The sequence below is a fragment of the Paenibacillus sp. MT86 genome (assembly GCF_058792535.1).
This window is the reverse complement of record NZ_CM179499.1, coordinates 2,915,444-2,939,895: the sequence shown is the minus strand read 5'-3', so window position 1 is coordinate 2,939,895 and position 24,452 is coordinate 2,915,444. Positions and strand designations below refer to the sequence as shown.

The window sequence follows — 24,452 nt, the reverse complement described above, 5'->3', positions numbered from 1 at the left end:
ATGAGCAGCAGCCCTGGCGCCAACGCTGCCAGTGGCAAATGGAATCAGATCAGCCGATCAGCATCCATTCAAAAAAAGGACACTGCCCAAATCAGGCAGTGCCCTAACTCTCTCTATGACTCATAATCAATGCATTACAAAGTCATGGCATGTCCATATTTCGCGAGGAAGGCTTCCTTAGCTATGTAGTCCTTCATCACGCTGCCGACGCATCGCCAGAAGGATCGGTCATGATTCATATGCAAGAGATGACAGAGTTCATGAATGACCACATAATCAATGACCTCGATGGGCGCCATCGCGAGGCGATAGTTGAAAGTGAGATGCTTCGCCGAGCTGCAGCTGCCCCATTTCGTTTTGGACTCCTCGATGATGAAGGATTTCGGCGTGACTTTGAGCTGCTTCTGATAAATTCGGATTCGTTCCGCGATCACCTTCTTGCAGCTTGCGAAGTAAAATTTCTTCAGATCCCGTTGAAGCTCCTCTTCCGTTAGCCCGTCCGTTTCGATTAACTCATGCAGCGAATAATACTGCCCAAGATGAAGGAATTTGCCTTCATCCTCGTATGCCTTGACCTTCGGAGCCGTTCGGGCTGCCTCGATCGCTTGCAATTGCTTCACGATTTTGCTCCCATGCCGCCTTACGGCGTTGATCACCGTCTCATCGCTTGTACGATTCGGTGCCTTCACCGTGATCAGACCCGATGGGTGGACATGGATCGAAAGCTTTTTGCGTGGACCGTATTCTACATGACATTCGATTTGTAGTTCTCCTACTTGGATTTTCATCTATCACCAACATCGTTTCCGTAAGTTTTTTATTGTCAGATGGCGGAAAGTCGTTTAAACCTCACGATTGCATCTCGTTTTCGATTCGTTTCATAAAGTCTTCGGCCGCACTGTAGCCGAGTTGTTTAAGATACCAATTGTTGGCCGCCGCCTCGATCAGACTGGCTACGTCGCGCCCCGGCTGAAGCTGAACCTCGATATGAGGAATTTGGATGCCTAGATATTCCGTAAATTGAGGCACGGCCTCCAGCTCGTTGTTTAGGGAATTTTCACGCCAAGGCACCAATTCAATGTCGAGCACGATTCGCGTCTCATCCTGAAAAGCCGTGCGCCCGTATTGACGCACCACATTAATCAACCCGATGCTTCGCAGCGCGAGAAACTCCCGGGTTGTCTCATTATGCGTTCCGAGAAGAGTCGAAGGGCCCAGCTTTTTGAGCACCACGATATCGTCCGCCACAAACCGGTGGCCCCGCCGGATAAGGGTGTGGGCCGTTTCGCTTTTGCCAATACCGGATTTGCCCCGGAGCAGGATTCCAATACCGGATACATTCACGCACACCGCATGGATCGACATCTCCGGAGCCAGCGTCTTCACCAAATAACTGTTCAACTTGGCAATAAACTCCGTTGTCGTCTCAGTTGTACGCAACAACGGTATGCCTTCCTGATTGCAGAATAGAGTCAGATAAGGGATCTCCTGCTGTCCTGAGGTGACAATAAAGCACGGCGGATGATATTTGACGATATTTCCGATATGCAGTTTGCGTTCTTCTATGCTAAGCGTCAATAAATAGTTAATCTCCTTACGGCCGAGCACCTGCACTCGCTCCATCGGAAAAAAATCGAAATACCCGACAAACTCCAGACCCGGTCTGTGCGTCTGCGCACGGGTAATCATTCGATCCATGCGATTGGCGCCTGCAAGCACTTCCAAATGAAATAACTCCGTAAGACTTTGAACGGTGATCGACTTCATGTTGTTCTCCTCCTGCGGCTATAAGTGTTCCTGAAAAGGCCTGATCATTATTGCAGCATTCGGATATATTCAACGGCCGAGGGGTACTTTCCTGCAACTCATTGCTCAAACGCTAGATGAACGACAGCCTCGCGCCGATTTGACCGATATGGTTAACGTCTGCCCACAAGATGAAATAAGCGTAGAACATATCCCCAATTTGGACAGGGCTCGGATATCTCACAATAAGGGCTGCTTGGTTATTCATCTCCGTTGGCTGGTCAGCTGACGGATAAATGAAGCACGCTTCTTGATTTTGTATCATAGCAGGGACAATCCTTGGAGAAGAACCGTAAGGCATTAATGGATGAAAAGCTTCGGAGCTGCATACATCGGCAATCCGGTCGCCAGACGAAATCGCGGATACCTGGAAGAAACCGTCGAAGCCCTCGTATCTCTCTTCACTGACCGGCCGCCAATTTGCGGGATACGGGAAGGACACCCGGTATACAAGGCTTGTGAACATGCTTTTCGGAACCTTCCTGCCACCTGGGGACCACTGCAAGGCAGTAATCCTGCCTCCGCTAACGACGTGCATCGGCATCTGTTCCCTGATATCGACGATCCAAAGCTGACTAGCGAATTCTTCATCAGTGCACCCGGACAAATAGGCGATTTTGGCACCGTCCGGCGACCAATCGACGGGCGTGGCGAAACAGTTGGAAACTGCAACCGTCCTTTGATCCTGACCGGTACGGCTGTCAATCTGGATGAGCGAATAGTAATTTGGCTCGCTGTAGGCTGTTGCGCTGTAAGCGATGCTTTTAGAATCAGGAGACCACGCGGGAAAATAGTTTTTCGCGAGTGGGCCGCCTTCCAATGCATAGATGGTGCCGTTTGCCAAATCCACCGTCGAAATCATGGAGATGCTTGCTCCAGGGGATGTATACAGCGCGAAGGTTCCATCCGGGGAAATCCGAACGTCGTGGAGCGGACCGTCCGTTAGATGTGTGATTTGTCTCCGTTCCGTGCCATCGGTCCGAATGCGGTAGAGCTGCGTAACCCCGCCAGAATCAGGAGACGCAAATAGAAGCTCCATGCCCGAAGGGAACCATTGGGCGTCCGTTGCTCCGGTCTCCGGGATGGAATAGCTTCGATGAGAGGCCGTATCATAAATGACGATCCGATCATTCTTGACATACGCCAAAGACCGGCTATCGGGAGACCAGTCCAGCAGCGTGTACGGTTCGATTTGATCAATTCTGGCTACAGTGAACGATACGGTATCCAGCACATGGACCACATTGCCGATACCGATGAATGCGATACTCCTCCGGTCGGGCGACCAATAGGGAACCGAAAATTCCGCGCCGAGCCCTTGAGTAAGTTGAAAATCAAAACCGTCCTGAGGGCGGTACAGCCATATGTCGAACGATCCGCCGCGGTTCGATGTGTAGGCAATCCACACTTGAACGATACCATGAGAAACAGTTTGCAAGGCCAACATCCTCTCTTGAATCATCTGATACTTCAGATATATTCAAAGGAGGACGGTTAGGCGACCGTCCCGGAACGCATTTATGAGCAGAGCTTCACCATAATACCGACGCTTGGATCGGTAAATGGAATAAGCTTAAGCGATGGGCGTTCCATTCGGCAGATCGAAATCCGGCTTCAGAAGCACCACGTCCCCTTGCTCCGGTACGCCGCCGAGCACAAGCACCTCAGATTGATAGCCGGCAATGCGTCTAGGCGGGAAATTGACGATGGCCACGACTTGGTTTCCTACAACGCTATCCGCGTCATACCGTTTCGTAATCTGTGCACTTGTACGCTTGATCCCGAGCGGGCCGAAATCAATCTTCATTTTAATGGCGGGAACGCGCGCTTCCGGGAAGGGCTCTGCTTCCACGACCGTCCCGACGCGAATATCCAGCTTGGTAAAATCATCGATGGTTGCCATGCATTTAACTCCTTACAGGTAGGTTATGGAACATGTTCATGTGCTTCGCGACATGAAATTTAAGTACCATCTTACCACCTGGGGTTGCAGGCATTCAAGAGACAGATTGGTTTAGATCGTTCTATGACGAAGGAGATCAGCTTAGGAGTCACACGAGATGCCTGACTGGCCCCTCTAAGATCGTTGATCTTCCACAAGCCTCAGCCAATTCTGATGATGCTTGCACACCTTTGCCCAAATCTGATCCCGTTCTAAAGTGGAGTAGTTGACGAGCGGCTCGTAAAATACGTCCGCCAGGATCTGAACCACTCCGATTTCGACGAGACCTCTACGGTATCCAGCATGCTGCCGTTCCATTTTCTCCAAATACAGCCTTTAAGCTCGTTCATGCCCACATCGTGCCGCTGCCTGACAACCAATAGATCCATCCATGGGGATTCCGGCGATCGGCTGTAAAATTCATGATTTGTTTTAAATAATTCCAAGCTGTTTACAACCTCAGGCGCATAATCTACCCCTACATAGGAATATTGGGGATCATGAATCAACCGCCAGCCCTGATCCGTTATGCCGGACGGCTCAAGCACATACGTGAACGGCCCCTGTTCATATTTCCCGAATTTCAATGGAATCGGCTCCCATGGCATATCCCCGAGACCGACGTCGACAAGCCAAGACTCTTCTTCCCCAAGTTCTTCGTTCATGAGGCTGACCATTAACCCAAGATGGAAGCCGTTAATCCGTGGCTCTTGTCCTAACGGCTGTACGCCGGCCTTATGCCAACTAACCGCATACCCCAAGGCTCGAAGAAGAGCGGTAAAAGCTCCATTCAAATGAAAACAATAACCGCTTCGTTGATGGATCAGCAGTTGCACCGAATTTTGGATATCCAAGGGAGTCGGTTTCCGGGCAAAAATATCCAGGGTCTGCCAAGGAATTCTTGCCACGTGCGCTTTATGCAGCTCGAATAAATATTCCTTTGTCGGAGCCTTGATTTCGGATATTCCTAATCGGTTCAAATACGCCTTTACCTCGCTATGCGTGATCATAAATACCTGCTCTCCTTCTCCTGTTTTTAGCTTATCATAACTAACAAATTGACCTGCATGGAATGGTCAGTTTGTTGGTGTTATAAAAGACAGGAGGGGTCCCGAGTGGTTAGTTCATGTTCCAGGCTTTTTGCAGCAGCCGAATGCCCGTTTCCATTTCGGACGCATTCAAGCCGGCAAATCCCAAGTATATCCTCGGGTACTGTCCAGCGTCTTGACGCTGATTTATCCACGTCTTCCGCAAGTCGTATATTTTCACGCCGGCTTTCGCAGCCTCCTGAATCAATTCCTCCGAGGTAGCTTCTTTTTTGACGAGCAGTTGAAGGTGAAGTCCGGCATTCTGACCCGTAATTTCAACAAAGTTGCCAAGATGAGCCTCGATCAGCTCGATCAACCGATGATGTCTTTTCTTGTACAGGTTACGAACTTTGCGAATATGGCGAAACCAATGCCCCTGTTCGAAAAAAGCGGTCATGGCCCACTGCTCCACACGCGATGGGGCAAAAAACACCTCCTGCTGCATTTGGGTCAACTGATGCTGCAGTGCCTGTGGAAGAACCAGATAGTTCATTCGCAGTGCGGGGGTGAGCACTTTCGAGAAGGTGCCGGCGTAAATCACCCGTCCGTTATCGTCCAATCCTTGCAGCGAAGCAATCGGCTTGCCTTGATAGCGAAACTCGCCGTCGTAATCATCCTCGATGATGTATGCATGTTTAGCATTCGCCCACTCCAGCAATCGTTCCCGCTCCGGATACGGCATAATGCTTCCTGTCGGGAACTGGTGAGAAGGCGTTACGTACACGAGCTCTGCATGACTTTGCTCCAATCGGTCAAGCGAGATCCCCTTATCGCCAAGCGATATCGGAAGAATCTCGCAGCCATTCAGCTGAAATTGATCCCGTACCAGGCTGTAACCCGGTTCCTCAACGGCAACATGCTTCATCCCTTTCAGCATCCTGGAGAGGAGACCTATGCTATATGCCGTTCCGGCACCGATAACTATTTGATCCGGCGTCGAATTGACCCCTCTGGAATTCCGCAAAAATTCGGAAACCACGCGCCGAAGGGCGTATTCGCCTTGTGGATCCCCATACCCTCCGATCTCGCATAAATGGTGGTCCAGCGCTTCCTTGAGCATTTTACTCCAAATTCGTACCGGGAAGGCAGCTTGATCTAATCGGGTTGGGTTGAAATCGATGACATTGGGATTGGTATGCGCATGGGAACGAATAACCGGTATCGTGGTCATGGAGGGCGGCTGTTGATGCTGTTGGGAGTAGGAGAATTCCTTGTAGGGATTCATGACGTATAGCCCCGACCTCGGTTTGCTGATCACATACCCTTCTGCCGTCAGCATCTGATAAGCCGTCTCGATCGGCGTCTTGCTTATATTAAGCTGAAGCTGGAGGGATCGCACGGATGGCAATCGTTGTCCGTCGGGAATGGCGCCGTTTCGGATACCCTCACGAAGTTGAAGGTATAATTGCTGGTATAACGGAAACTCGCTTTGCTCGGGTAAAAGGATATCAAACATAATGGACCACCTCAGGCTTTTAAATATAAATTCACGACCCACATTCCATTCAATCTGACTTGCATAAACAGCTCCAAAGTGACCATTTCTATGTGGTCAAATATATTCTAAGCTAGCTATAGGCTGAATGTACACTATAACTACCCGTTCAGTACGAAAGGACGAATGAGCCAATGACAACGCTTATCCATCTTCGGCACAAAATAGGGCAAGGCATATCCCCCCGTCAATTTATGGAGGGCATGAGGAGCCTGGAAATGAAACTGAGCCGAATCCCCAACACCAAGGAACAGTTTAGGCAAGTCTATGACCGCTTTCAATGGGACGACCAAGAAGTTCAACGGTTCTTCGCTGAACGTAACGAGCATGGCCAACTGCACTGCCTTATCCTCTGTACGGATTGGTGTCCGGATGTGATCTGGAATGTTCCCGTCTTGTTCCGGGTAATGGAATACAGCCGCATACCGACCGAAGTGCTCATCATGGAAGAGCATCTGGAAACGATGGATCTCTTTCTTACGGGCGGTGGCCGCGCTCAACCGATCGCCCTCTTCCTTAATGCGGCAACCGGCGCGGTTCTTGGACAATGGGGCGCACGACCGGCATACATCCAAAACGTCATGGACGAGTTCAAAAGAAAACACGCTGATAAACAAGCCGATTCGTATCAGGAACAATTGGATCAGGTCTACACAAGGATCGGTGAACTCTACCATGACGGGAACGATTACCGAAAGGTCATGCTTCAGGAGCTAAAGGAGCGGTTTACTTCATTCGCATGAAATGGAATCGCACTGACTGCGGTTCGACATCGGCATCTAGGACATGTACAAGGTAACGTGCGATCAAAACCTTCTATAGTGAGCATGAACGTAACTTAAATCACACTCCCACTGCTTAAATCTTCCTGAATATGTTATCATTACTATCGAAAGCGCCTAATGGAGTTGTTGTGTATACAACTGCTCATTAGGGTAAGTAATTAGAAGCTTTCCATGTATAGGATTCATTAACTGAGTGCAAGGGAGAGAAACATGGATGACAAAAAATGAAGCTCAGCGCCCGTCCCGCGTCGTAATCATCGGTACAGGAGCTGTAGGAGCAACGACTGCGTACACCTTATTCTTGCGGGAAAGAGTATCTGAACTGGTATTGATCGATGCCAACCACGACAAGGCTCTTGGCGAAGCCTTGGATATGAACCACGGCCTCCCTTTTGCCGGCGGGGTGAAACTTTGGGCTGGAGATTACAGCGATTGCAAGGATGCAGACATCATTGTCATTGCCGCAGGCTCCAACCAAAGACCGGGCGAGACGCGAATTGATTTATTGAAGCGGAATACGGCCATATTTGACGATATTATTCAAAATATCGTGAAATACAATGATCACGGCATCATTCTCGTGGCTACGAATCCGGTTGATATCCTGTCTTACGTCACATTGAAAAAGAGCGGCTTCCCGGTTAATCGGGTAATCGGTTCCGGTACCCTGCTCGACAGCGCCCGCTTCCGTTATTTGATCGGGCAAAACAAAGGCATCAATCCGCGCAGCATTCACGCCCATATCGTCGGCGAACACGGCGATTCCGAGCTGCCGCTCTGGAGCATCGCCAACATTGCCGGTATCGGGATCGATCTGACGGACGAGGAAAGGGAAGATATCTTTGATCGTACCAAGAACGCCGCATATGAAATCATCAACGCCAAAGGCTCCACTTCCTATGCTATCGCATTGGCGCTTGACCGGATCATCGTCTCCATTTTGCAAAACGAGGGTTCCGTTCTCAATGTGTCCACGCTGCTTACAGACTACCATGGCGTGTCCGACGTATATCTAGGGGTGCCTTGCGTGGTTGACCGCACCGGCGTGCGGGAAATTCTTAGCCTTGAGTTTAACGACGAGGAATTGACCCAATTCCATGCTTCCGCTAACAAACTGAAAGAACAGATTTCCAAAATCTTCGAATAACCCAAACAAGGCTTTCCGGATGAACGTTCCGGAAAGCCTTGTTTTATTTGGTATGGCATCCGTGCACGACGAGGCCCGCTTGCTATCCATTCGCTGCATAAATTGAGAATGCGCTGTATATCAGAAGCAGCCCCATCAATACATTAAACGTACGTTCATATCGGGACAACAGGTTCTGGAACAGCGAACCGCATAGCGCCCAGGTCATATTGGCGCAAATGCCAACGATGGTGAGCAGTATCGAGAATAATAACAGCTGCACATGGGTTGTTGCGATTGGCATCACGAAGGTCGATACGGCTGTAATCCCGTATAAAATGACCTTCGGATTCATGAATTGAAATATGAATCCGAACGTAAAGCTGTTAAATCCGCCTGGCTTATCATCTGCATCCCCCTGCGGCCTGCTTCGCATGATTTTTACGGCAAGATAAATCATATACAGGAAACCGATCATATTCATAACCGATCGAATCTTCGGGATGTATTGATACATTGCCAAGTTGAAGTAGCTGGACAGCTGCATGATGATCAAACACCCGGTTGCAACCCCGCCGATAAAGCGCATCGTTGCTCGAAAACCGTAACTTCGTGCATTGGTCATCGAAATAATGTTGTTGGGACCGGGCGTAAATGAAGCTACAATGGCATAGGTCAACAGCGGAAGGATAAACAAGCTCTTAACTCCTTTCTTGTTTGTATGTTATAGTGATTCTAATGGGTCGTTATAGCGACCGTGCGTTATCATTATACTTTATGTATGTTATAACGCACAATATGTACAGTATAGAGGTGAACCATCTTTGAAGCCCATCAATCTGATATTGGCGAACAATTTAAAGATGCTCCGGGAGCAGAGAAAGCTGAGTTTGGATAAAGTCGCGGAAATGACCGGCATCAGCAAGACGATGCTGGGTCAGATTGAACGCGGGGAATCGAGCCCCTCCATAACCACCGTATGGAAGATTGCCAACGGATTAAAGCTTTCTTTTTCGTCGTTGATCAATGAGCCGCATTCCGGTATCGTCGTGGTATCACGGGAAGAGGTGCAGGCATTGGTTGAGGATAACGGCCGCATTCGAATTTATCCGTATTTCCCGTATGAAGACGGGCGGCGCTTCGAGATGTATTCATTAGAAATGGAACATGGCGGTTATTTAAGTGCAGAGGCCCATATCGAGGGTACGGAAGAGTTTATTACCGTTTTCGATGGTGAGGTCACCATTCGTGTCGATCATGAGGAATATACGGTAAAGCAAGGTGAATCCATCCGCTTCAAGGCAGACAAACCACATGTCTATCACAATTCGGGTAATTCCCTGAACCGGTTAAGCATGGTGATCCATTATTCCGGATCATGATGTCGATGGAAGAACAGCAACGGCACCCTTTTCATGAAGGGTGCCGTTGCTGTTTTGATGCTGTTGTATTATTAACGTTTTACCGACGCAGCGAATTTGCCCTTACCACCCCATACCGGGACAACAGCTTGCGGCCGAGCAGCCCCACGGCCCGGTCTGTCAGGAATCCCATCAACCCCAGGCAGATCAAGCCGACAAATATCCAATCTGTACGGAAGAACAATCGTGAATTCCATATAAGATAACCAACGCCTTCATTGGATGCAATCATCTCGGCCCCGATAATCGCCATGAACGAGGTTCCCATGGCAAGCCGAATGCCGGTGAACATGAAAGGGACGGTTGCAGGAATGACGACATGCAGCACAATCTGCCATTCGGACGCCCCCATGCTGCGGGCGGAGCGGATCTTATCCTCCTCAACGGATAAAACGCCCGTCAGCGTATTCAAGACCACGATGAAGAAGGTTGCATACAGAATAAGCATGATCTTCGATGTCTCCCCGATGCCGAACCAGACCAGAAACAGGGTTATGAACGCAATCGGAGGAATGAACCGAATGAAATTGAGGAAAGGCTCGGCGAAAGCACGGATCGGTCCGACCTTCCCAATCATGATTCCGACAGGGATCGCCAGCAGACTGCCAAACGTCCAGCCAAGCAGCACGCGGTACGAACTGATTCCGATATATTGAATCAAGGTGCCGTCCGTCAACAATTCGTATCCGCCCTTTGCCGTATAGACGGGACCGGGCAGAATTTCCGGGCCATACGCAAGGGACAGCAGATGCCAGACGCCAAGTCCTACCATCCATAACAGGATATGCAGGGACCATTTTTTAAGATGATTGCTCACGGGAACGCCTCCTCACTACTCGTCAAAATGCGATTGGATTTGGTTGTACAGGGCATGGAAGGCCGGGTCTGACAAATCTCTCGGGTATGCAAGCGGCACCTCATAGATATCCGTTATTCTAGAGGAAGGTCCTGCAGACATAATGCCGATGCGTCCTCCCAGCAGAAGTGCCTCCTGAATATCGTGCGTCACGAAGATGACGGTTTTGTCCGTATCCTGCCATATGCGGACCAATTCCCTTTGCATCGTGCGTCTTGTCATCGCGTCCAATGCGCCGAACGGTTCATCCATGAGCAGGATCGAGGGATCATTGGACAACACCCGTGCCAGCTGTACCCGTTGTTTCATGCCGCCAGACAGTTCGCGCGGATATTTGCTTTCATGTCCCGCAAGGCCCACGAGCTCAATAAATTCGCCGGATATCTCCCTTCTCTTCTCAGCTGGCATCCGTTTCATGCGGAGGCCGAACTCCACATTCTCCCTAACCGTCAACCACGGAAACAAGGATGAGTCGGCTTGCTGAAATACGACGGCACGATCCTGGCCGGGGCGCTCCACTTCCTTTTCCCCTACCCTTACTTGACCTGATGTCTTGGAGACGAAGCCGGCGATCAGACTGAGCAGCGTCGACTTCCCGCACCCGCTCGGTCCCAGCAGAACGAAGAACTCCCCGCCTTTAACCGCCAGGTTGACGTCCTGGATGATATAATGTAAACCGCCTGCCGATGCTGATGCCTGCGTGTAACTTTTATTCAACTGCTCAATATGGATTTCATTCTGCCTTGACGCTACTCTCATTTTCATCATCTCCTTACTTCAAATCAATGACTCGATCCGGGAAGGCTGTTCTTACCAAATCCAGATTCAATTTATCATTCAGCTCGAAATCCTTCTCGATGATACCGTTAGCGACCATGTATTCCTTCTGTCCCCGCAATCCCGCATAGGCTTTGTCCGTAAATCCAATGCTCCATGGATTCTTCGGCAGATCCTTTAAGGTCGCTTCCTTCGGCTGCTTGACTTCTTCGTACATCAAATCCGCTGTTTCCTCCGGATGGGCTTGGGCATAAGCCGACGCTTCATCCAGCGCTTTCAGAAGCGCTACGAATCCTTCCTTGATGCTGTTGATTAATTCATTTGAAGCGATCAAACCGGTGCCAAGCCTTACCGGCGTCTTCGACATATCCGATAGCTCTCTGGCTTCGGCAAGGGCACCGAACTTTTCGTTCAGCACTGCGCCATATACCCATGCGGCGTCAATTTCTCCTTTTTTCAGCGCCACGTAGGCCTCGTCGAAGCCTCCTTGCCCGATCAGCTCCACATCCGACAATGCAACCCCGTTATCGGCGAGATAAACATCCCACAGATAGGGAATGAATGTGCCTCTGGAGAAACTCAATTTCTTGCCCTTGAGATCGGCAGCGCTGGCGATCTCTTTACGGACGAACAGTTTCCATTCGCTTGCGCTCAAATCCGTAGCTGTTCCGGTTGAGGCGAATATAGAGTAATCGCCTTTGCTAACAGCATTCAGGAGTGGGAAGTCTGCACCGAATGCAACATCCACCTGCTTAATAAACAAGGAGTTCACGCCTTCGGCCGGCGTTGCGAAGTTCACCAGCTCGGCATCAATCCCGTGTTTGTCGAAGATCCCCTTGCTCTTAGCTATACGAAACACCGCATTCGTGGAAATATCGGCGATTTTCAATTGAAATTTACTCTCTTGACTGTCACCGCTGGCCTTACCGCATCCGCTAAGCAAACTCATTGCCAGCGTCGATATCAGAAACCAAGCATGCCATCGTTTCAAATAAGGTCTACGCATCGCGATCCCTTTCTTTCTGCGTTATTTCATCGGTCCTGGCCACGCATAACGCTCCCTCCCCATAGGAGATCGTGCCTTCTACTTCCACGGTACTAACGGCACCTCTCGGTGCGGCACCTGGCAGGCGGTAATCTGCCACATCAAGCGGAGCAATCTCGGTCTCTACGGGCAATTCAACCTGTGGCACCCATTCATAAGGAACCCGGTATGCGCGGTAGACCATATTGGAGTTGCGGATATTTTTATAAGGCGAAATATATTCCCATACCAGTTCAAATTCTCTTGTCACCTCGAATATTCGGCCGTCGGCTCCTTCGGTAATCAAGGTGTTGCCGTTGGGCAGACGCTGTGCTGAGCTGATATACGGACTGTAGAAGCGGTAAGAGTCCAGCGGAGCCTGAAAGCCGGCCTCCGTGGGCGTATACTGCCATTCAATCTCTAAGGTTACGGGATTGATTTCCAGAATTCGCGAATGGTCGCGCCGCGCTATTTTCAAGCCATCTGCCGCTTCCGGATTCGGCTTTCCGTATCCGCCCCAGCCGCCGTTGTCGAAGATCAGAATATTGCCTTCGCCCGGAAGTCCCTTCGGTATGAGGTGAGCATGATGCTGGCCGATAATCCAGCCAATATGCTTCGTTTCTTCCGTGGAATAGTCAGGGCCGAGCTTCCAGACAATGTTCCCGGTTTTTTTGTCGATGATGGCAATAATGTTCGTTTCCCGTGCATCCCAGATCATATTATCGGGATGGAAGCGTTCGTCCCCCGCATCATAAAACCGGTTAGGACCAAGCACAGATACCGAGTTAATATGCATCCAATCCCCGGCATGGGCTCCGAAGCCGCGGGTATTCGGATCACGGGATAACGCTAGCTTCGCGTCTTCATCAAACCCGAGTTCATCAAAGTGATCGCTAACCGCCCATTCCCAAATGACATTGCCTTCCCAATCCACTTCGATGATCGTATCGTCCAACAGTTCGATGTCGGAAATTTCGGGACGGTTCACATTTTTGTGAGCAAGAATAAGCGTATTGCCGGAACCTACCTTCGGATCCTGCCCGGGTACATAATAACCGACGGGATTGCCCTCCCGCTGGTAATCATGATGCTGTCGAGCCATCCATTGTGCCGGATGACCCGGGTCCTCTATGTATTCATAACGATCGAATTTCCAGACGATATTGCCCTCCCAGTCGACCTGTACCAGATTGGTTTCATCCTGAAACCCGTACTTCGGATCGCGCTCTGAGGTGCTCCCAAGCACATAACCTCCGGGAAAGAGCTTGTTCGGAAATCCCCGAAGCCCTTTCCATAAGTGAACCTCCCTGCCGTTCATGTCAATCAGGAGGGCGCCGGTATCCGCGGCTTGATAAATCGTGTAGCCGCTCCACGCCTTCCCCGGTTGAAATACGGTTGTACCCGTTGGATAAATCGTTGGATGTCCCATCGTTCAACTTCCTTTCTAATATGAATTTTAGTAAGAAATGAATTTGTTCGAGCGTTTCAGTGAGCCTGGTTTGCTATGATCAATTGCTGCCGGCGTATCGAAAGATGGGCGGGGCGGCCGAAGCACGAAATCCGAGAAGCCCTCCAGATGATCGTTCAACCGTTCAAAATAATGGATCAGATCCCGCAGCTCCTCCTGCGAGAATATTCCGAATATTCGTTCGATCGAACGCCCGCCTATGTATTCGTTACGCTTCACCATTTCTCTTCCAGCATCCGTGATGTCCAGCACAATCGATCTCCGATCGCTCTCGCTCCGTCTTCTTACCGCGAACCCGCAAACCTCAAGTTTATCGCACAAGGCCGTTACCGCTCCGGACGTAAAATCGAGCTGTTCCGCAAGCTCCCCAAGCTTCTGCTCCCCATCCCGCAATATGGTGTTCAGGATCAACAAACCTGGCAGCGATACGCCTTCTATCGAGATTTTGTCACGCTCCTTGACAAATCTCCGCACCATTTTGCGAAAATGCCAATCCGCCTCTTCCATTAATGCCCAATCCGTTTCTTCCATGCCGCTCCTTCCTGTGGAACGATAGCCTCAGACTCCAAGTCATAATCCGTAACGATGTCCGGAAAATACAGAAAGGCTCCCATTTCCCCTTCCGTCAAAATAACGAAATCGAGTAAACAGGAGCCTTTGGTAGACCAATCGGCTGATATATCGTTCAACTAAGATAATGAATGATCATTTAATGAGGACTGAATGAATTTGCTTGTGGCTAGATTAAACCAATTAATACCACCTGTCAAGTAGGAATTAAATATATATTTAAACCATCAAAACAAAACCCCGCACTAGATGCAGGTTTCTCCAAAGCCAAGCATATTGATATCGCACAAAGGTTGTTCCTCTTCTTTGTCGATAGGTCTCGAAGAGGATGCAAGAATAGGCTGTATGTCGATTCAGAAAATCCTATAGAAAAAAGCCGTCGAGACGGTTCCTCGACAGCCTGCATGCATCCATATGTTTGAGCTTGCTGTTAACATGCAATCTCATCTACCTTAACCCGATTTTAATAAATGCCCGCTTTCTTGGAGGTTTGCTGAATCCCGTCGGTTCCATGAACCACCGTGTTTCCCCAGCCGGTCAGGTTTCCGCTTGGCCCTGCAGCCAGATCCAAATCGTTCAGCTCCGGGCTGTTTCCGTACCAGGACCAAGCCAGCCAGCCCACTTCCTTCTGCTGTCCGTACTTCATAATAGCAATCTCATCGACATCGGCACCTTGATGATAGCCGCCGAACTCCCCAATGATTAAAGGCAATCCTTTGTTTAAAACATCGTCCATATTCGTTTTCACCGTAGCGGCATCCTTACCGGCATACTCATACATATGGATGGAGAATACCGTATTCTTCAGTTGATCGGAAGCAAATACCGCGGCCCCCTCATCCACGATGGATTGCGGGTATTGCCCCCATCCCGCTGCATCAACGATCAACGTATTCTTAATGCCCGCGTTTCTTAATTTGGGAATGGCCTGCTTATAACCATCGGCCCATCCGCTGCTGTTCCAATTTCCATACCATTCATTAGCAATATTGACGATGACGCGGTCTTCTTTTCCGATCAATGCCCCTTTGATGCTGATCCAATAGTCGACGGCCGCTTCAAGGGAAGCATACTCATCTTTGCCTGTCGCATCATGCACCTCCAGAACGGCTATCATTTGATGCTGCGACACCAGCGAGATGATACTGTTGACGGCGTTCAGGTCATCCTTGGTCCATTGCGCCCCGTTCGACAAGACGACTCGTACGGTATTGGCTCCCGTTTGCGCGGTAGCCGGAATAGCCGCGTTCAGATCATTCTTGTACCAGGTGTGGGGATGATTTACACCCCTCATCACAAAGGCCTTGCCCGTTGAATCATACAGCTTGGTACCGTTTACATAAAATCCTGTGGCTGCTTCTGGACTAGGAAGCCCACCGCCTACTGACACACACGCCAGGATCGCGACTAGAATAGACTTCCATCCCTGCATCCATATCAACATCATCTTCCTCCCTCTGGATTCATATCATTTGATTTCTAGCCTCGACACTAGATGATGAATCAAAACCGAAGTGTGTAGATTATTTAGGTAATCGTTTAAGTAATAATTCGAATTTTATATGCCTCACCTTCACCTGTCAATGGTGTATATATGTTAATAATAATGTTGCGTGTAAAAGATTTCGTTGACATCGAACGATACTCTTTCTTAAAATATTTTCTAAGGTTAACGATAACTTAATAACGGAGGCTTTATATGACAATGACTTTACATACCCTGGGTTCTGAAATCCGAAAAGAATGGCTGGAGCATATCCTGCCTTTTTGGGGAGGATTGAAGGACGAAACCAACGGCGGGTTTTACGGCCAAGTGAACGCCGATTTAAAGATTGATGAACAAGCAGCCAAAGGCGGGATTGCCTGTTCAAGAATTTTATGGAGCTTTAGCGCAGCCTATCGGACGACGGGGCACGAAATCTACGCAGAGCATGCCAGGCATGCCTTTCAATTTCTCGCGCGCCACCTCATTGATCGCCAATATGGCGGACTGTATTGGATGGTGGATTACAAGGGAGTCCCGACAGATACGAGGAAACATATCTACAATCAAGCGTTCGGCGTATATGCATTAAGCGAATACCACCGCGCTTCCGGGAACCAAGAGGCATTGGATCTGGCCAAAGAGCTGTACCGTCTGATCGAGAGTAAGGGGTATGATGCGAAACGGCAGGCCTACAAGGAAGAGTTCGACCGGGAGTGGAACGAGCAGCCCAACGAAATGCTTAGCGGCAACGGCGTGGTCGCGCATATCACGATGAATACGCATATTCACGTCCTGGAAGCTTACTCCACGCTTTATCGGGCTTGGCCCGAGGCGGTGGTCCGAGAATCGCTTCATAACCTGCTGTCCATTCTGTACCATCATATTTTCGATGCTGATCGGAGACGTTTAGGGGTGTTTTTTGACAAGGATTGGAACCCGCTCGTGGATGTCACTTCATTTGGCCATGATATCGAGGCCAGCTGGTTGATGGATGAGGCGCTTGAGATCATCGGAAGCACGAATCCGGATTATAAGCGCATGGTTCTGGACTTGGCGTATGCCGTTTCTGAACGGGCCGTGCAGCAGGATGGTTCGCTCATGAATGAGCAAGAAGGCTCACGTCTGGATACCTCTAGAATCTGGTGGGTCCAGGCTGAGGCTATGGTCGGTTTTTTCAATGCCTATCAGCGTACGGGAGATATTCAATTTCTTGAACAGGTCTTCAGAATGTGGAATTATACGAAAAAAAATATTATCGATTCCCGCCCGGGCAGCGAATGGTTTTGGTCCGTCAATGAGAACGGACGGCCGGATCAGCACGAGATGGCCGGACCATGGAAATGTCCGTATCATAACAGTCGATTTTGCTTGGAAATCTTAAATCGAATCGAACATGTAAGCAGCAAGCTCTAACAGAATAACAATCAGAAATGTGCCTTCGCCTTTATTTGTCTCAGACGAGCAGGTATACTGTACTTGGATCATGGAATGATTGCATACATACTCGGACAGATGGTCTACTTCGACTGTAGATAAAAGGAGACAAACGCGATGAACAAAAACATAACGATGAAGGACATCGCGGAGCAAGTTGGCGTCAGCACGGTGACCGTCTCGAAAGCCCTGAACGACAAGGAAGGCGTAAGCGACGAGTTAAAGGCAAGAATCAAATCCATCGCCAGCGAAATGGGCTATCGGGTGAACACCGTTGCCAGGTCCATGCGCGAAGGGCTGACTTACAACATCGGCGTCATCATTCCCGAACGTTTTACCGGACCCGACCAATCATTCTATCTTCGCGTCTATCAAGAAATCTCCAAGGGATTGGAAGACTACGGGTATTACGGCATACTTCATATTTTAAGCAGCTCGGATGAACAGGCCTTGCAGCTGCCGCGCATCTATTATGATCGCAAAGTGGACGGATTCATTCTGCTGGGACAGATCAGCAAACCTTACATCGAGATCATGCACGCCATCGAACCGCCGATTCTGTTTCTGGACTTCTACGATGACCATTCGGATATTGATGCGGTGGTTTCGGATAATTTTTACGGTGCCTATGAACTTACCAATTACCTGATCCGGCAAGGACATCGCAACATTGCCTATGTGGGCAGCTTGCATGCCACAAGCAGCATTCAGGATCGGTTCCTGGGTTACTATAAATCGCTGCTGGAGCATCAAATCGCGCTTCGGCAGGACTGGGTAATCAACGATCGGAATGAGCACGGCAATTATCTCGACATCGAGATACCGGATGAATTGCCAACAGCTTTCGTATGTAATTGCGATCAGGTCGCCTATTTGGTTGTGCAGAAATTGCAAGGCATGGGTTACCGCATTCCCGACGACTGCTCCGTCGTCGGTTTTGACAACGATATCTACGCTACGCTGACCGTGCCGCACCTGACGACGGTTGAAGTCAATATGAAGCAGCTGGCTCAAACGTCGATCCAGTCCATCTTAAGCAAAATCAGCACCCCTGATACCAAATTCGGCAGAATTGTGGTGAAGGGCAAGATCATCTATCGTTCTTCCGTCGCCAAGATGTAAACCCTCCCACCATCAAGCATGCCCCGAACCACGCATCGTGCACACAGGGAGCAGTGCGCACGATGTACGAAACGATTGCAAAAGAAAAGACAGCTGCATGGATGCGGCTGTCTTTTAAATTCGTAAAAAATTTACGGCTATTTATTTGCTTGTCTTCCACGTTAGCGCAGGTCTCGTCAAAGAATAAACGGCACAAACCAGGGACACGATGACGATCCCCCCGCCGACCCAGGCCGTGCTGGCTACGGTGCCTCCCTGCTCTAACACGAGGCCTCCAATGGCAGAGCCCAATGCAATGCCGATTTGCAGCGCGGAATTGTTAAAACTTTGCTGGATATCGGACGAACCCGGATCCACTTGAATCAGATAATTCTGCAGAGGAGGAGCCAGGCTCCAGCTCAATGCCCCCCATATCATCATCACGATTAAAAACACGCCAATCGAAAATGTGGATAATGGAAGCACGAACAATACCAGCATGAATGACGTAATGATGATCACGATGCTCTTATGCGATCCGAGCCGATCCGCAAGCGCCCCGCCGAACGCCCCGCCGCCGACGGCGGATAGTCCGAACAGGAAGTAACAGATGCTGATCCAATAAGGACTCAGCCCAAGCTCCGATTCAAGAAACGGCGTGAAGTACGCATATATGGTGTAATGTCCTGCAAGCATGAACAAGGTGGCCAGATGCGCACCGGCGATTTTCATCTTGCCCAGCGCCTTGATCTGAACGGATAACGGCGTAACATTTTCAGGCTTGATCCGGTCCAGGAACATATAGATCAAAATCATGGAACCGATCGACAGGAAGCCGATACCCAGGAACAACACCCGCCATCCGAAAACCTCGCTGATCAGGATGCCGAGCGGCACGCCTAGCACCAATGACGAACTAATCCCCATATAGATAACGCCCAAGGCTTTAGCGCGATGTGCAGGCTCAACCACCTTGGCGGTAATCGTCAAAGATAACACGATAATCAATGCCGTACTCATCGCGGTTAAGATTCTGGCTGCCATGAGCAGCGTAAAGTTCGGACTTACATAAGCCAGCAAGTTACCAATAAAGAAAATAAACAAGGAAATCAGGTAAAGCCGTTTGCGCTCCACTCTTGCCGTCAGCGCAAGAAGCACCGGTCCCGCTATCGCATAGACCAGGGCGAACACGGTAATCAGCTGACCCGCCGTACCGAGCGAAATATGCAAGTCGTCCGCAATGAGCGGCAGTATCCCGCCAACAATAAGTTCAACCAGCCCGACGGATATCGTCGAAATCGCTAGAATTAATACTTTCAGATTCATCTGGAATGAAATCCCCTTTCTTCGATGTCATGTTTATAATCAACAAAAAAATCCTGATTACAAAAAATGACAAACATTTTCTGTAATCAGGATTTTACGGTTCCTGGTAGAGACCCTCAGACCATATTAATGAGGTTATACATTCAAATAAAATATTCAGTTGCGCAACAATCGTTGATTAATTTATCACATCCGTTACGAAAGATCAACCTCCCATGCAGGATTCCAGCAAATCTCCCACAAATGTCCGTCCGGATCGAGAAAATGACCGGAATAGCCTCCCCAGAAGGTGTCTTGTGCCGGTACGGTTACATTAGCGCCCGCTCTACTGGCTTGCTCCATCACCTCATCCACTTCTTCCTTGCTGCCGACGTTGTGGCCGATCGTGAATTCCGAAGAACTCGGGGACGATAAGGGAACATTCGCTTCAACCGACAGATCCTTGCGATTCCATATCGCCAGCTTCACACCGGCTTGCAAGTCAAAAAATGCTACAGCCCCATGCTCGAATTCAGTGCCAATGATTCCTTCGGTCGAAAGCCCGAGCCCGTCACGGTAAAATTCCAGGGACCGTTCCAGGTCATCAACGCCAATCGTAAGTACGGATATGCTTGCTCTCATTTTACATTACCTCCTGTACATCATCATTGTTACTTCTACCCCATTGTCGTTCAACACCGGAATGAAAGATTGTAAAAAAAGGACAAATCTTGCCGCCGCCAAGCATACAAAATTTATGGTTGAAAAGCCTGTTTCGGCGACATGCCGTATAAGCGTTTGAAGGTGTTAATAAAATGAGGCTGATCATAATATCCGTATTGGGCAGCGATTTCAGGAAACCGGTTAGGCTTGGAACGGCGCATCTCCTGCAGCAAATTCTGGAATCGTATGATGTCCGTCATTTCCTTCGGCTTCATGCCCAATTCCTTCTGAAACGTTCTTCTTATGTTTCTCTCGCTGTAATTCATTTTTTCGGCCAGGGCATGAATCGTTATTCTCCCCTTGGAGTCGTATAAATGCTGCATGCCTTGCTCCACCAGCGGCTCAGAACGTATGTTACTCCGTCTTAACGCGTTGAATAAAAACGTCTCAATCAGCTCGATGCGTCGGGCGGAGTCGAGAGCTGTCACTATTTCTTCGTTCAAGTGATTCACCTCTGCCCCCCACGCTTCTTCCAAGAGGACGGGACCCTCCCGAAATTCGGAAGCGGGAAATTGGATGAACGGACGAACGGTTTCCGCATAGAAGCGAATACCGAACAGAGACTGCTCCTGCGTGAGTATCGCCGCTTCATAACGGGACATCAGGCCCGTAATGAAACCGGAAGCCGAGGCGGTCCGTGCCTTCAAATTAAAAATGATATCCACGCAGCCGTCGGGAAGGATGCGATGGAGCGGAGCTTGAATGGACGTGACTCGGTATTCCAAGCTCCAATAACAGGCTACATATGCCATCAATGGCTGGCATGGCCTATATTCCGTATAGGCATAATCTGAAACAGGAGATTGAATCTCTATGGCCGGTGCTTGTACAGGCATAAAATTCCGCAATGCGCTCACCCTTAATTATGCTTGAATTAACAAACAACTTGATAAGAAAGAAAAAATGTAGTCTTAGCGTCTATCAATCATGCTGTCCTGCTCGTATCTGCAGGTTCATAATTTGACCGTCTCGCGACGTAATGTAAACCTTCCAATCCCCCGTTACTCCACGCCCGTCATGCATGGCGAATGTCCGGGTTCCCTCCGTGCCGGCTTTGACATCTGCGTATCCGAATTCCTCCGTTCCCCGGTAGACCTTCAGCATCACGTGGCCCGTGCTGTTCTTATTATGAACCTTAACGGTTAATTTGCTGCCCTGCTCCGGCATGGTGGTAAACGTGTTTTCGTACGCATTGACGCCCTGGTACTTATCCAAGTCTATATATTGCACCTTAAAAGGCGTGTTGCTGTCAGCACCATCAACTTCCTCTATGTACGGTGCCTGATGATGAACGAGTTCGCCTGCACTCTGAGGGAACAGCGTCAGCGCCAGAAACATGGCGAAGCCGACTCCAAGCCATTTCATTTAGGGCGAAACACCTCCAATAAATTTCCCTATGCGCACAGCCGCCTCGCGCAGAGCCTCCTCTTCCTGGACCAGCGCGATTCGCACGTAGCCTTCACCTTCAGAGCCAAAAGCATCTCCTGGTATAACCGCCACGCCTGTATTCAACAGCAATTCGCGGGCGAACCGCCGCGAACTCCATGCTTCCTGGCGAAAAGCTTCTGGCAGCCGAGCCCATAGAAACATCGTGGCCATCGGTTTAGGAACGTCCCACCCCGCTTCGGCCAGGGAAGCTGCGAGGACATCACGGCGTTGTTCATACAGCGAAGCAACACCGCGTTCTTCGTGGGAAGCAGCCATGGCTTGACGCAAGGCATGGACCGCCGCCGTCTGAACCGGCTTGAACACGCCGAAGTCGATGTTGCTTTTGTATTCCCGCAGCGCGCCTACAGCTTCCTCATGACCGGCAAGAAAACCGATGCGACAGCCTGCCATATTAAAGCTTTTGGAGAAGGAGTGAAATTCCACGGCGATGTCGATGGCGCCTGGAGCCTGCAGTACGCTTATCGGGCGATAACCGTCAAAGCCCATTTCGGAATAGGCCAGGTCATGGACGATGAGCACGTCCCATTTTTTCGCCAAACCGACCAACTTTTCAAAAAAAGCAAGATCGGCCTGAACCGCAATCGGATTCCCCGGAAAATTCAGCAGGATGAAGGTTGCTTTCATCCAAATCTCCTCCGGTATGCTGTCCAGATCGGGCACGAACCCCCGCTCTTCTTTCAGTGGCAAATACCAAGGCGTTACCCCTGCGATCGCAAGGGCTCCGGCATAAATCGGATATCCCGGATTCGGCACAATAGCCAAATCTCCCGGATTGCATATGGCTTGAGCCAGATGCGATAATCCGTCCTGAGAGCCCATTAAAGCCAGTATTTCCGTATCGGGATCGACGTTCACGCCGAAGCGGTGCTTCATCCATGCTGCCGACTGCTCTCGGAATTCCATGGTTCCTCTGGTGCCCGGATATGTATAGTTATCTTCTTTTAGCGCTTCTTGGCTCAGGATCTCGCGTATATCGTCAGAAGGACCACGGTCAGGACTGCCAATACTCAAATCGATGATATGTCTTCCCGCCTGGGCAGCTTCTTGTTTCCATTCGCTGACCTCGGCAAATATCGAAGAACCGATCTGTGATAATTTGTCTGCACGCCATGATCGCTTAGAAGTTTGATTCGGCATGGTATCCACCCACTCCACTTTTTTTTCCTACATTATAGCATGAAGCCGGCTTTAGCTTCTCTTGGAATTCCGATCTGGGGCTTGACTTGAAAAGCCTTTCATATCGTAAGATCGAACCATACAAAAAGAGAAACCAGGAGAAGAGACAACCATGACCAGATTGAGAGAAAGCATTTTTATTATCGCGTTTACGTTTGCAGCCTTTGTGCTGGGTACCACCGAATACGTCATTGTTGGATTATTGAAGGACATTAGCGCAACTCTCAGCATTTCGCTTGCGGCTGCAGGTGTCCTCGTATCCTGCTTTGCTATCGCTTATGCGCTCGGAACGCCTTTTGCAGTGACGCTGCTCGGACGCATTCCACGGCATGTTACCATCCTGTCAGCGTACATTGCGGTGTTGGTGTTTAATTACTTGACCATCTTCGCCACCACGTATCCTGTCATGCTGTTCATTCGCATCATCACCGCCATTCTGTGCGGATTGACCTTGTCGCTGGCCATTGCCGCAACCAGTGAGCATATGAGCGCTTCCCGCAGGGCTGGCGCGGTTGCCTGGATCATTGGAGGTTTTTCCATAGCGAATGTCCTGGGCGTTCCCGTCGGGACGCAGATCGGCCAAATGGCTGGATGGCAAACCGCTTTTATCGTTACTTCACTTGTGGGGATCATCCCGCTTGCGTTCATGTTGGCCGTTATGCCCAAGAGCAATACGATTAGCGTAAGCTCCATGAAGCAGCAATTTGCCTTATTCAAAAACCAACGGATTCGTCTTGCGTTCTTCATTCCGGTTTTCGGCGTAGGCTCCGTATTTATCGTATACACGTACATCACGCCGCTGTTAGAGAACGTGCTGGGGATACCGCAGCAATGGATCAGCACCGTCCTGCTGGCTTACGGCGCTTTCACGATTCTAAGCAACTGGCTTGGTGCCAAGGTAGCGCAAGGCAATTCCCGGGTTAAATTGAAAGTGATTTTCACCATCCAAGCGATGATTATGACGGCTCTGGCTCTCACCCTATCGCTCCCGTGGATGGCATTAGCATCCTTGATGCTGGTCGCCTGCTTCTCCTTTGCGCTCAGTACCGCCGTTCAGTTATACCTGATTGACTTGGCAGATGAATCTTCGCCCGGCTCCAAGGACTTCGCTTCCACGCTCATGCCGGTTGCATCCAACATGGGAATTGCGCTCGGCTCCCTTCTGGGCAGCTTGGTCGTGGACAGCATTGGCCTGGCCTACCTGCCGTGGGCTGCAGTTGCATTCGCTATCGGAGCTTTTGTCATAACTTCCCGCTGCCATCAGCTCGACCAAGAGCAATCGGAGTTAACGCTCCTGACATCGGTTAAAGCTTCATAGAACTATTTTAATCCTTCTCATTTTAGGTGAGAGGGATTTTTTTGAACGGCGGAAATCGGTCATTCTCGCTATACCAGATACCTTATCTAAAATGGCACAGTA

23 protein-coding genes, 1 pseudogene and 1 riboswitch are annotated in these 24,452 nt (G+C 49.8%); of the genes and pseudogenes, 6 read left to right on the top strand and 18 right to left on the bottom strand.

What is annotated here, in order from left to right:
* Positions 1–134: 134 nt before the first annotated feature.
* The 6 genes and pseudogenes from AC3RCL_RS13030 to pdxR all read right to left on the bottom strand — a co-directional run bounded on the left by AC3RCL_RS13030 (position 135) and on the right by pdxR (position 6,292).
* Complete coding sequence (locus tag AC3RCL_RS13030) at positions 135–788, bottom strand: M48 family metallopeptidase (RefSeq protein ID WP_492535631.1); 654 nt, start codon at positions 786–788, stop codon at positions 135–137.
* Positions 789–849: 61 nt separating this feature from the next.
* Positions 850–1,767, bottom strand: coding sequence for an HPr(Ser) kinase/phosphatase (hprK, locus tag AC3RCL_RS13025; protein WP_251496644.1), 918 nt, complete (start codon positions 1,765–1,767; stop codon positions 850–852).
* Positions 1,768–1,879: 112 nt separating this feature from the next.
* Entirely contained in the window at positions 1,880–3,253 is a 1,374-nt protein-coding gene (locus AC3RCL_RS13020; RefSeq protein WP_492535629.1) for a hypothetical protein, read from the bottom strand.
* 126 nt (positions 3,254–3,379) lie between these two features.
* A complete protein-coding gene (gene csaA / locus AC3RCL_RS13015) occupies positions 3,380–3,709 on the bottom strand; it encodes a chaperone CsaA (RefSeq protein ID WP_015735810.1) in 330 nt (109 codons plus the stop codon).
* A gap of 174 nt (positions 3,710–3,883) precedes the next feature.
* A pseudogene (locus tag AC3RCL_RS13010) lies at positions 3,884–4,758 on the bottom strand (arylamine N-acetyltransferase family protein).
* A gap of 109 nt (positions 4,759–4,867) precedes the next feature.
* Positions 4,868–6,292, bottom strand: coding sequence for a MocR-like pyridoxine biosynthesis transcription factor PdxR (gene pdxR, locus AC3RCL_RS13005; protein WP_492535627.1), 1,425 nt, complete (start codon positions 6,290–6,292; stop codon positions 4,868–4,870).
* A gap of 257 nt (positions 6,293–6,549) precedes the next feature.
* Between pdxR and AC3RCL_RS13000 the strand changes: the two genes are divergently transcribed.
* The gene (locus AC3RCL_RS13000; protein WP_375120092.1) at positions 6,550–7,074 is read left to right on the top strand and encodes a thioredoxin family protein; all 525 of its coding nucleotides are present in this window, start codon (positions 6,550–6,552) and stop codon (positions 7,072–7,074) included.
* A gap of 256 nt (positions 7,075–7,330) precedes the next feature.
* Positions 7,331–8,263: an L-lactate dehydrogenase gene (locus AC3RCL_RS12995; RefSeq protein WP_096774118.1), complete on the top strand. Its 933-nt coding sequence runs from the start codon at positions 7,331–7,333 to the stop codon at positions 8,261–8,263.
* An 82-nt stretch (positions 8,264–8,345) separates the two neighbouring features.
* Here the strand turns inward: AC3RCL_RS12995 and AC3RCL_RS12990 are convergent, their stop codons facing one another.
* Positions 8,346–8,939, bottom strand: a complete 594-nt coding sequence (locus AC3RCL_RS12990) for a LysE family transporter (protein ID WP_492535625.1) — start codon at positions 8,937–8,939, stop codon at positions 8,346–8,348.
* A gap of 127 nt (positions 8,940–9,066) precedes the next feature.
* Here AC3RCL_RS12990 and AC3RCL_RS12985 point away from each other — a divergent pair, with 127 nt between their 5' ends.
* The gene (locus AC3RCL_RS12985; RefSeq protein WP_277746141.1) at positions 9,067–9,624 is read left to right on the top strand and encodes a helix-turn-helix domain-containing protein; all 558 of its coding nucleotides are present in this window, start codon (positions 9,067–9,069) and stop codon (positions 9,622–9,624) included.
* Between the two features lie 79 nt (positions 9,625–9,703).
* Here the strand turns inward: AC3RCL_RS12985 and AC3RCL_RS12980 are convergent, their stop codons facing one another.
* The 6 genes from AC3RCL_RS12980 to AC3RCL_RS12955 all read right to left on the bottom strand — a co-directional run bounded on the left by AC3RCL_RS12980 (position 9,704) and on the right by AC3RCL_RS12955 (position 15,802).
* A complete protein-coding gene (locus AC3RCL_RS12980; protein WP_492535623.1) occupies positions 9,704–10,480 on the bottom strand; it encodes an ABC transporter permease in 777 nt (258 codons plus the stop codon).
* 15 nt (positions 10,481–10,495) lie between these two features.
* On the bottom strand, positions 10,496–11,278 hold the full coding sequence (locus AC3RCL_RS12975) for an ABC transporter ATP-binding protein (RefSeq protein WP_492535621.1): 783 nt from the start codon (positions 11,276–11,278) through the stop codon (positions 10,496–10,498).
* Between the two features lie 13 nt (positions 11,279–11,291).
* Positions 11,292–12,302 (bottom strand): ABC transporter substrate-binding protein, encoded by a 1,011-nt coding sequence (locus tag AC3RCL_RS12970; protein WP_492535619.1) that lies wholly within the window; start codon positions 12,300–12,302, stop codon positions 11,292–11,294.
* Complete coding sequence (locus AC3RCL_RS12965; protein WP_492535617.1) at positions 12,295–13,749, bottom strand: aryl-sulfate sulfotransferase; 1,455 nt, start codon at positions 13,747–13,749, stop codon at positions 12,295–12,297. Before AC3RCL_RS12965 ends, AC3RCL_RS12970 begins: the two co-directional genes overlap by 8 nt.
* A 27-nt stretch (positions 13,750–13,776) precedes the next feature.
* On the bottom strand, positions 13,777–14,319 hold the full coding sequence (locus AC3RCL_RS12960; RefSeq protein ID WP_096774125.1) for a MarR family winged helix-turn-helix transcriptional regulator: 543 nt from the start codon (positions 14,317–14,319) through the stop codon (positions 13,777–13,779).
* Positions 14,320–14,821: 502 nt separating this feature from the next.
* A complete protein-coding gene (locus AC3RCL_RS12955; RefSeq protein ID WP_492536337.1) occupies positions 14,822–15,802 on the bottom strand; it encodes a glycoside hydrolase family 5 protein in 981 nt (326 codons plus the stop codon).
* 255 nt (positions 15,803–16,057) lie between these two features.
* Between AC3RCL_RS12955 and AC3RCL_RS12950 the strand changes: the two genes are divergently transcribed.
* Both AC3RCL_RS12950 and AC3RCL_RS12945 read left to right on the top strand, forming a co-directional pair.
* Positions 16,058–17,257 (top strand): AGE family epimerase/isomerase, encoded by a 1,200-nt coding sequence (locus AC3RCL_RS12950; RefSeq protein WP_213578944.1) that lies wholly within the window; start codon positions 16,058–16,060, stop codon positions 17,255–17,257.
* A 138-nt stretch (positions 17,258–17,395) separates the two neighbouring features.
* Positions 17,396–18,400, top strand: a complete 1,005-nt coding sequence (locus tag AC3RCL_RS12945; RefSeq protein WP_404563561.1) for a substrate-binding domain-containing protein — start codon at positions 17,396–17,398, stop codon at positions 18,398–18,400.
* Between the two features lie 141 nt (positions 18,401–18,541).
* On the opposite strand, the gene AC3RCL_RS12940 is transcribed toward AC3RCL_RS12945, so the two are convergent.
* The 5 genes from AC3RCL_RS12940 to AC3RCL_RS12920 form a co-directional block, all read right to left on the bottom strand.
* A complete protein-coding gene (locus AC3RCL_RS12940) occupies positions 18,542–19,705 on the bottom strand; it encodes an MFS transporter (RefSeq protein WP_492535614.1) in 1,164 nt (387 codons plus the stop codon).
* A 63-nt stretch (positions 19,706–19,768) separates the two neighbouring features.
* Positions 19,769–19,868, bottom strand: a riboswitch (purine riboswitch).
* 32 nt (positions 19,869–19,900) lie between these two features.
* Positions 19,901–20,326 (bottom strand): VOC family protein, encoded by a 426-nt coding sequence (locus tag AC3RCL_RS12935; protein ID WP_277746149.1) that lies wholly within the window; start codon positions 20,324–20,326, stop codon positions 19,901–19,903.
* Positions 20,327–20,439: 113 nt separating this feature from the next.
* Positions 20,440–21,243, bottom strand: coding sequence for a DUF6597 domain-containing transcriptional factor (locus AC3RCL_RS12930; protein WP_492536335.1), 804 nt, complete (start codon positions 21,241–21,243; stop codon positions 20,440–20,442).
* A gap of 85 nt (positions 21,244–21,328) precedes the next feature.
* On the bottom strand, positions 21,329–21,772 hold the full coding sequence (locus AC3RCL_RS12925) for a hypothetical protein (RefSeq protein ID WP_277746151.1): 444 nt from the start codon (positions 21,770–21,772) through the stop codon (positions 21,329–21,331).
* Positions 21,773–22,993, bottom strand: a complete 1,221-nt coding sequence (locus tag AC3RCL_RS12920; protein WP_249732738.1) for an aminotransferase class I/II-fold pyridoxal phosphate-dependent enzyme — start codon at positions 22,991–22,993, stop codon at positions 21,773–21,775.
* A 151-nt stretch (positions 22,994–23,144) separates the two neighbouring features.
* Here AC3RCL_RS12920 and AC3RCL_RS12915 point away from each other — a divergent pair, with 151 nt between their 5' ends.
* Complete coding sequence (locus AC3RCL_RS12915; protein WP_492535611.1) at positions 23,145–24,350, top strand: MFS transporter; 1,206 nt, start codon at positions 23,145–23,147, stop codon at positions 24,348–24,350.
* Positions 24,351–24,452: the final 102 nt, after the last annotated feature.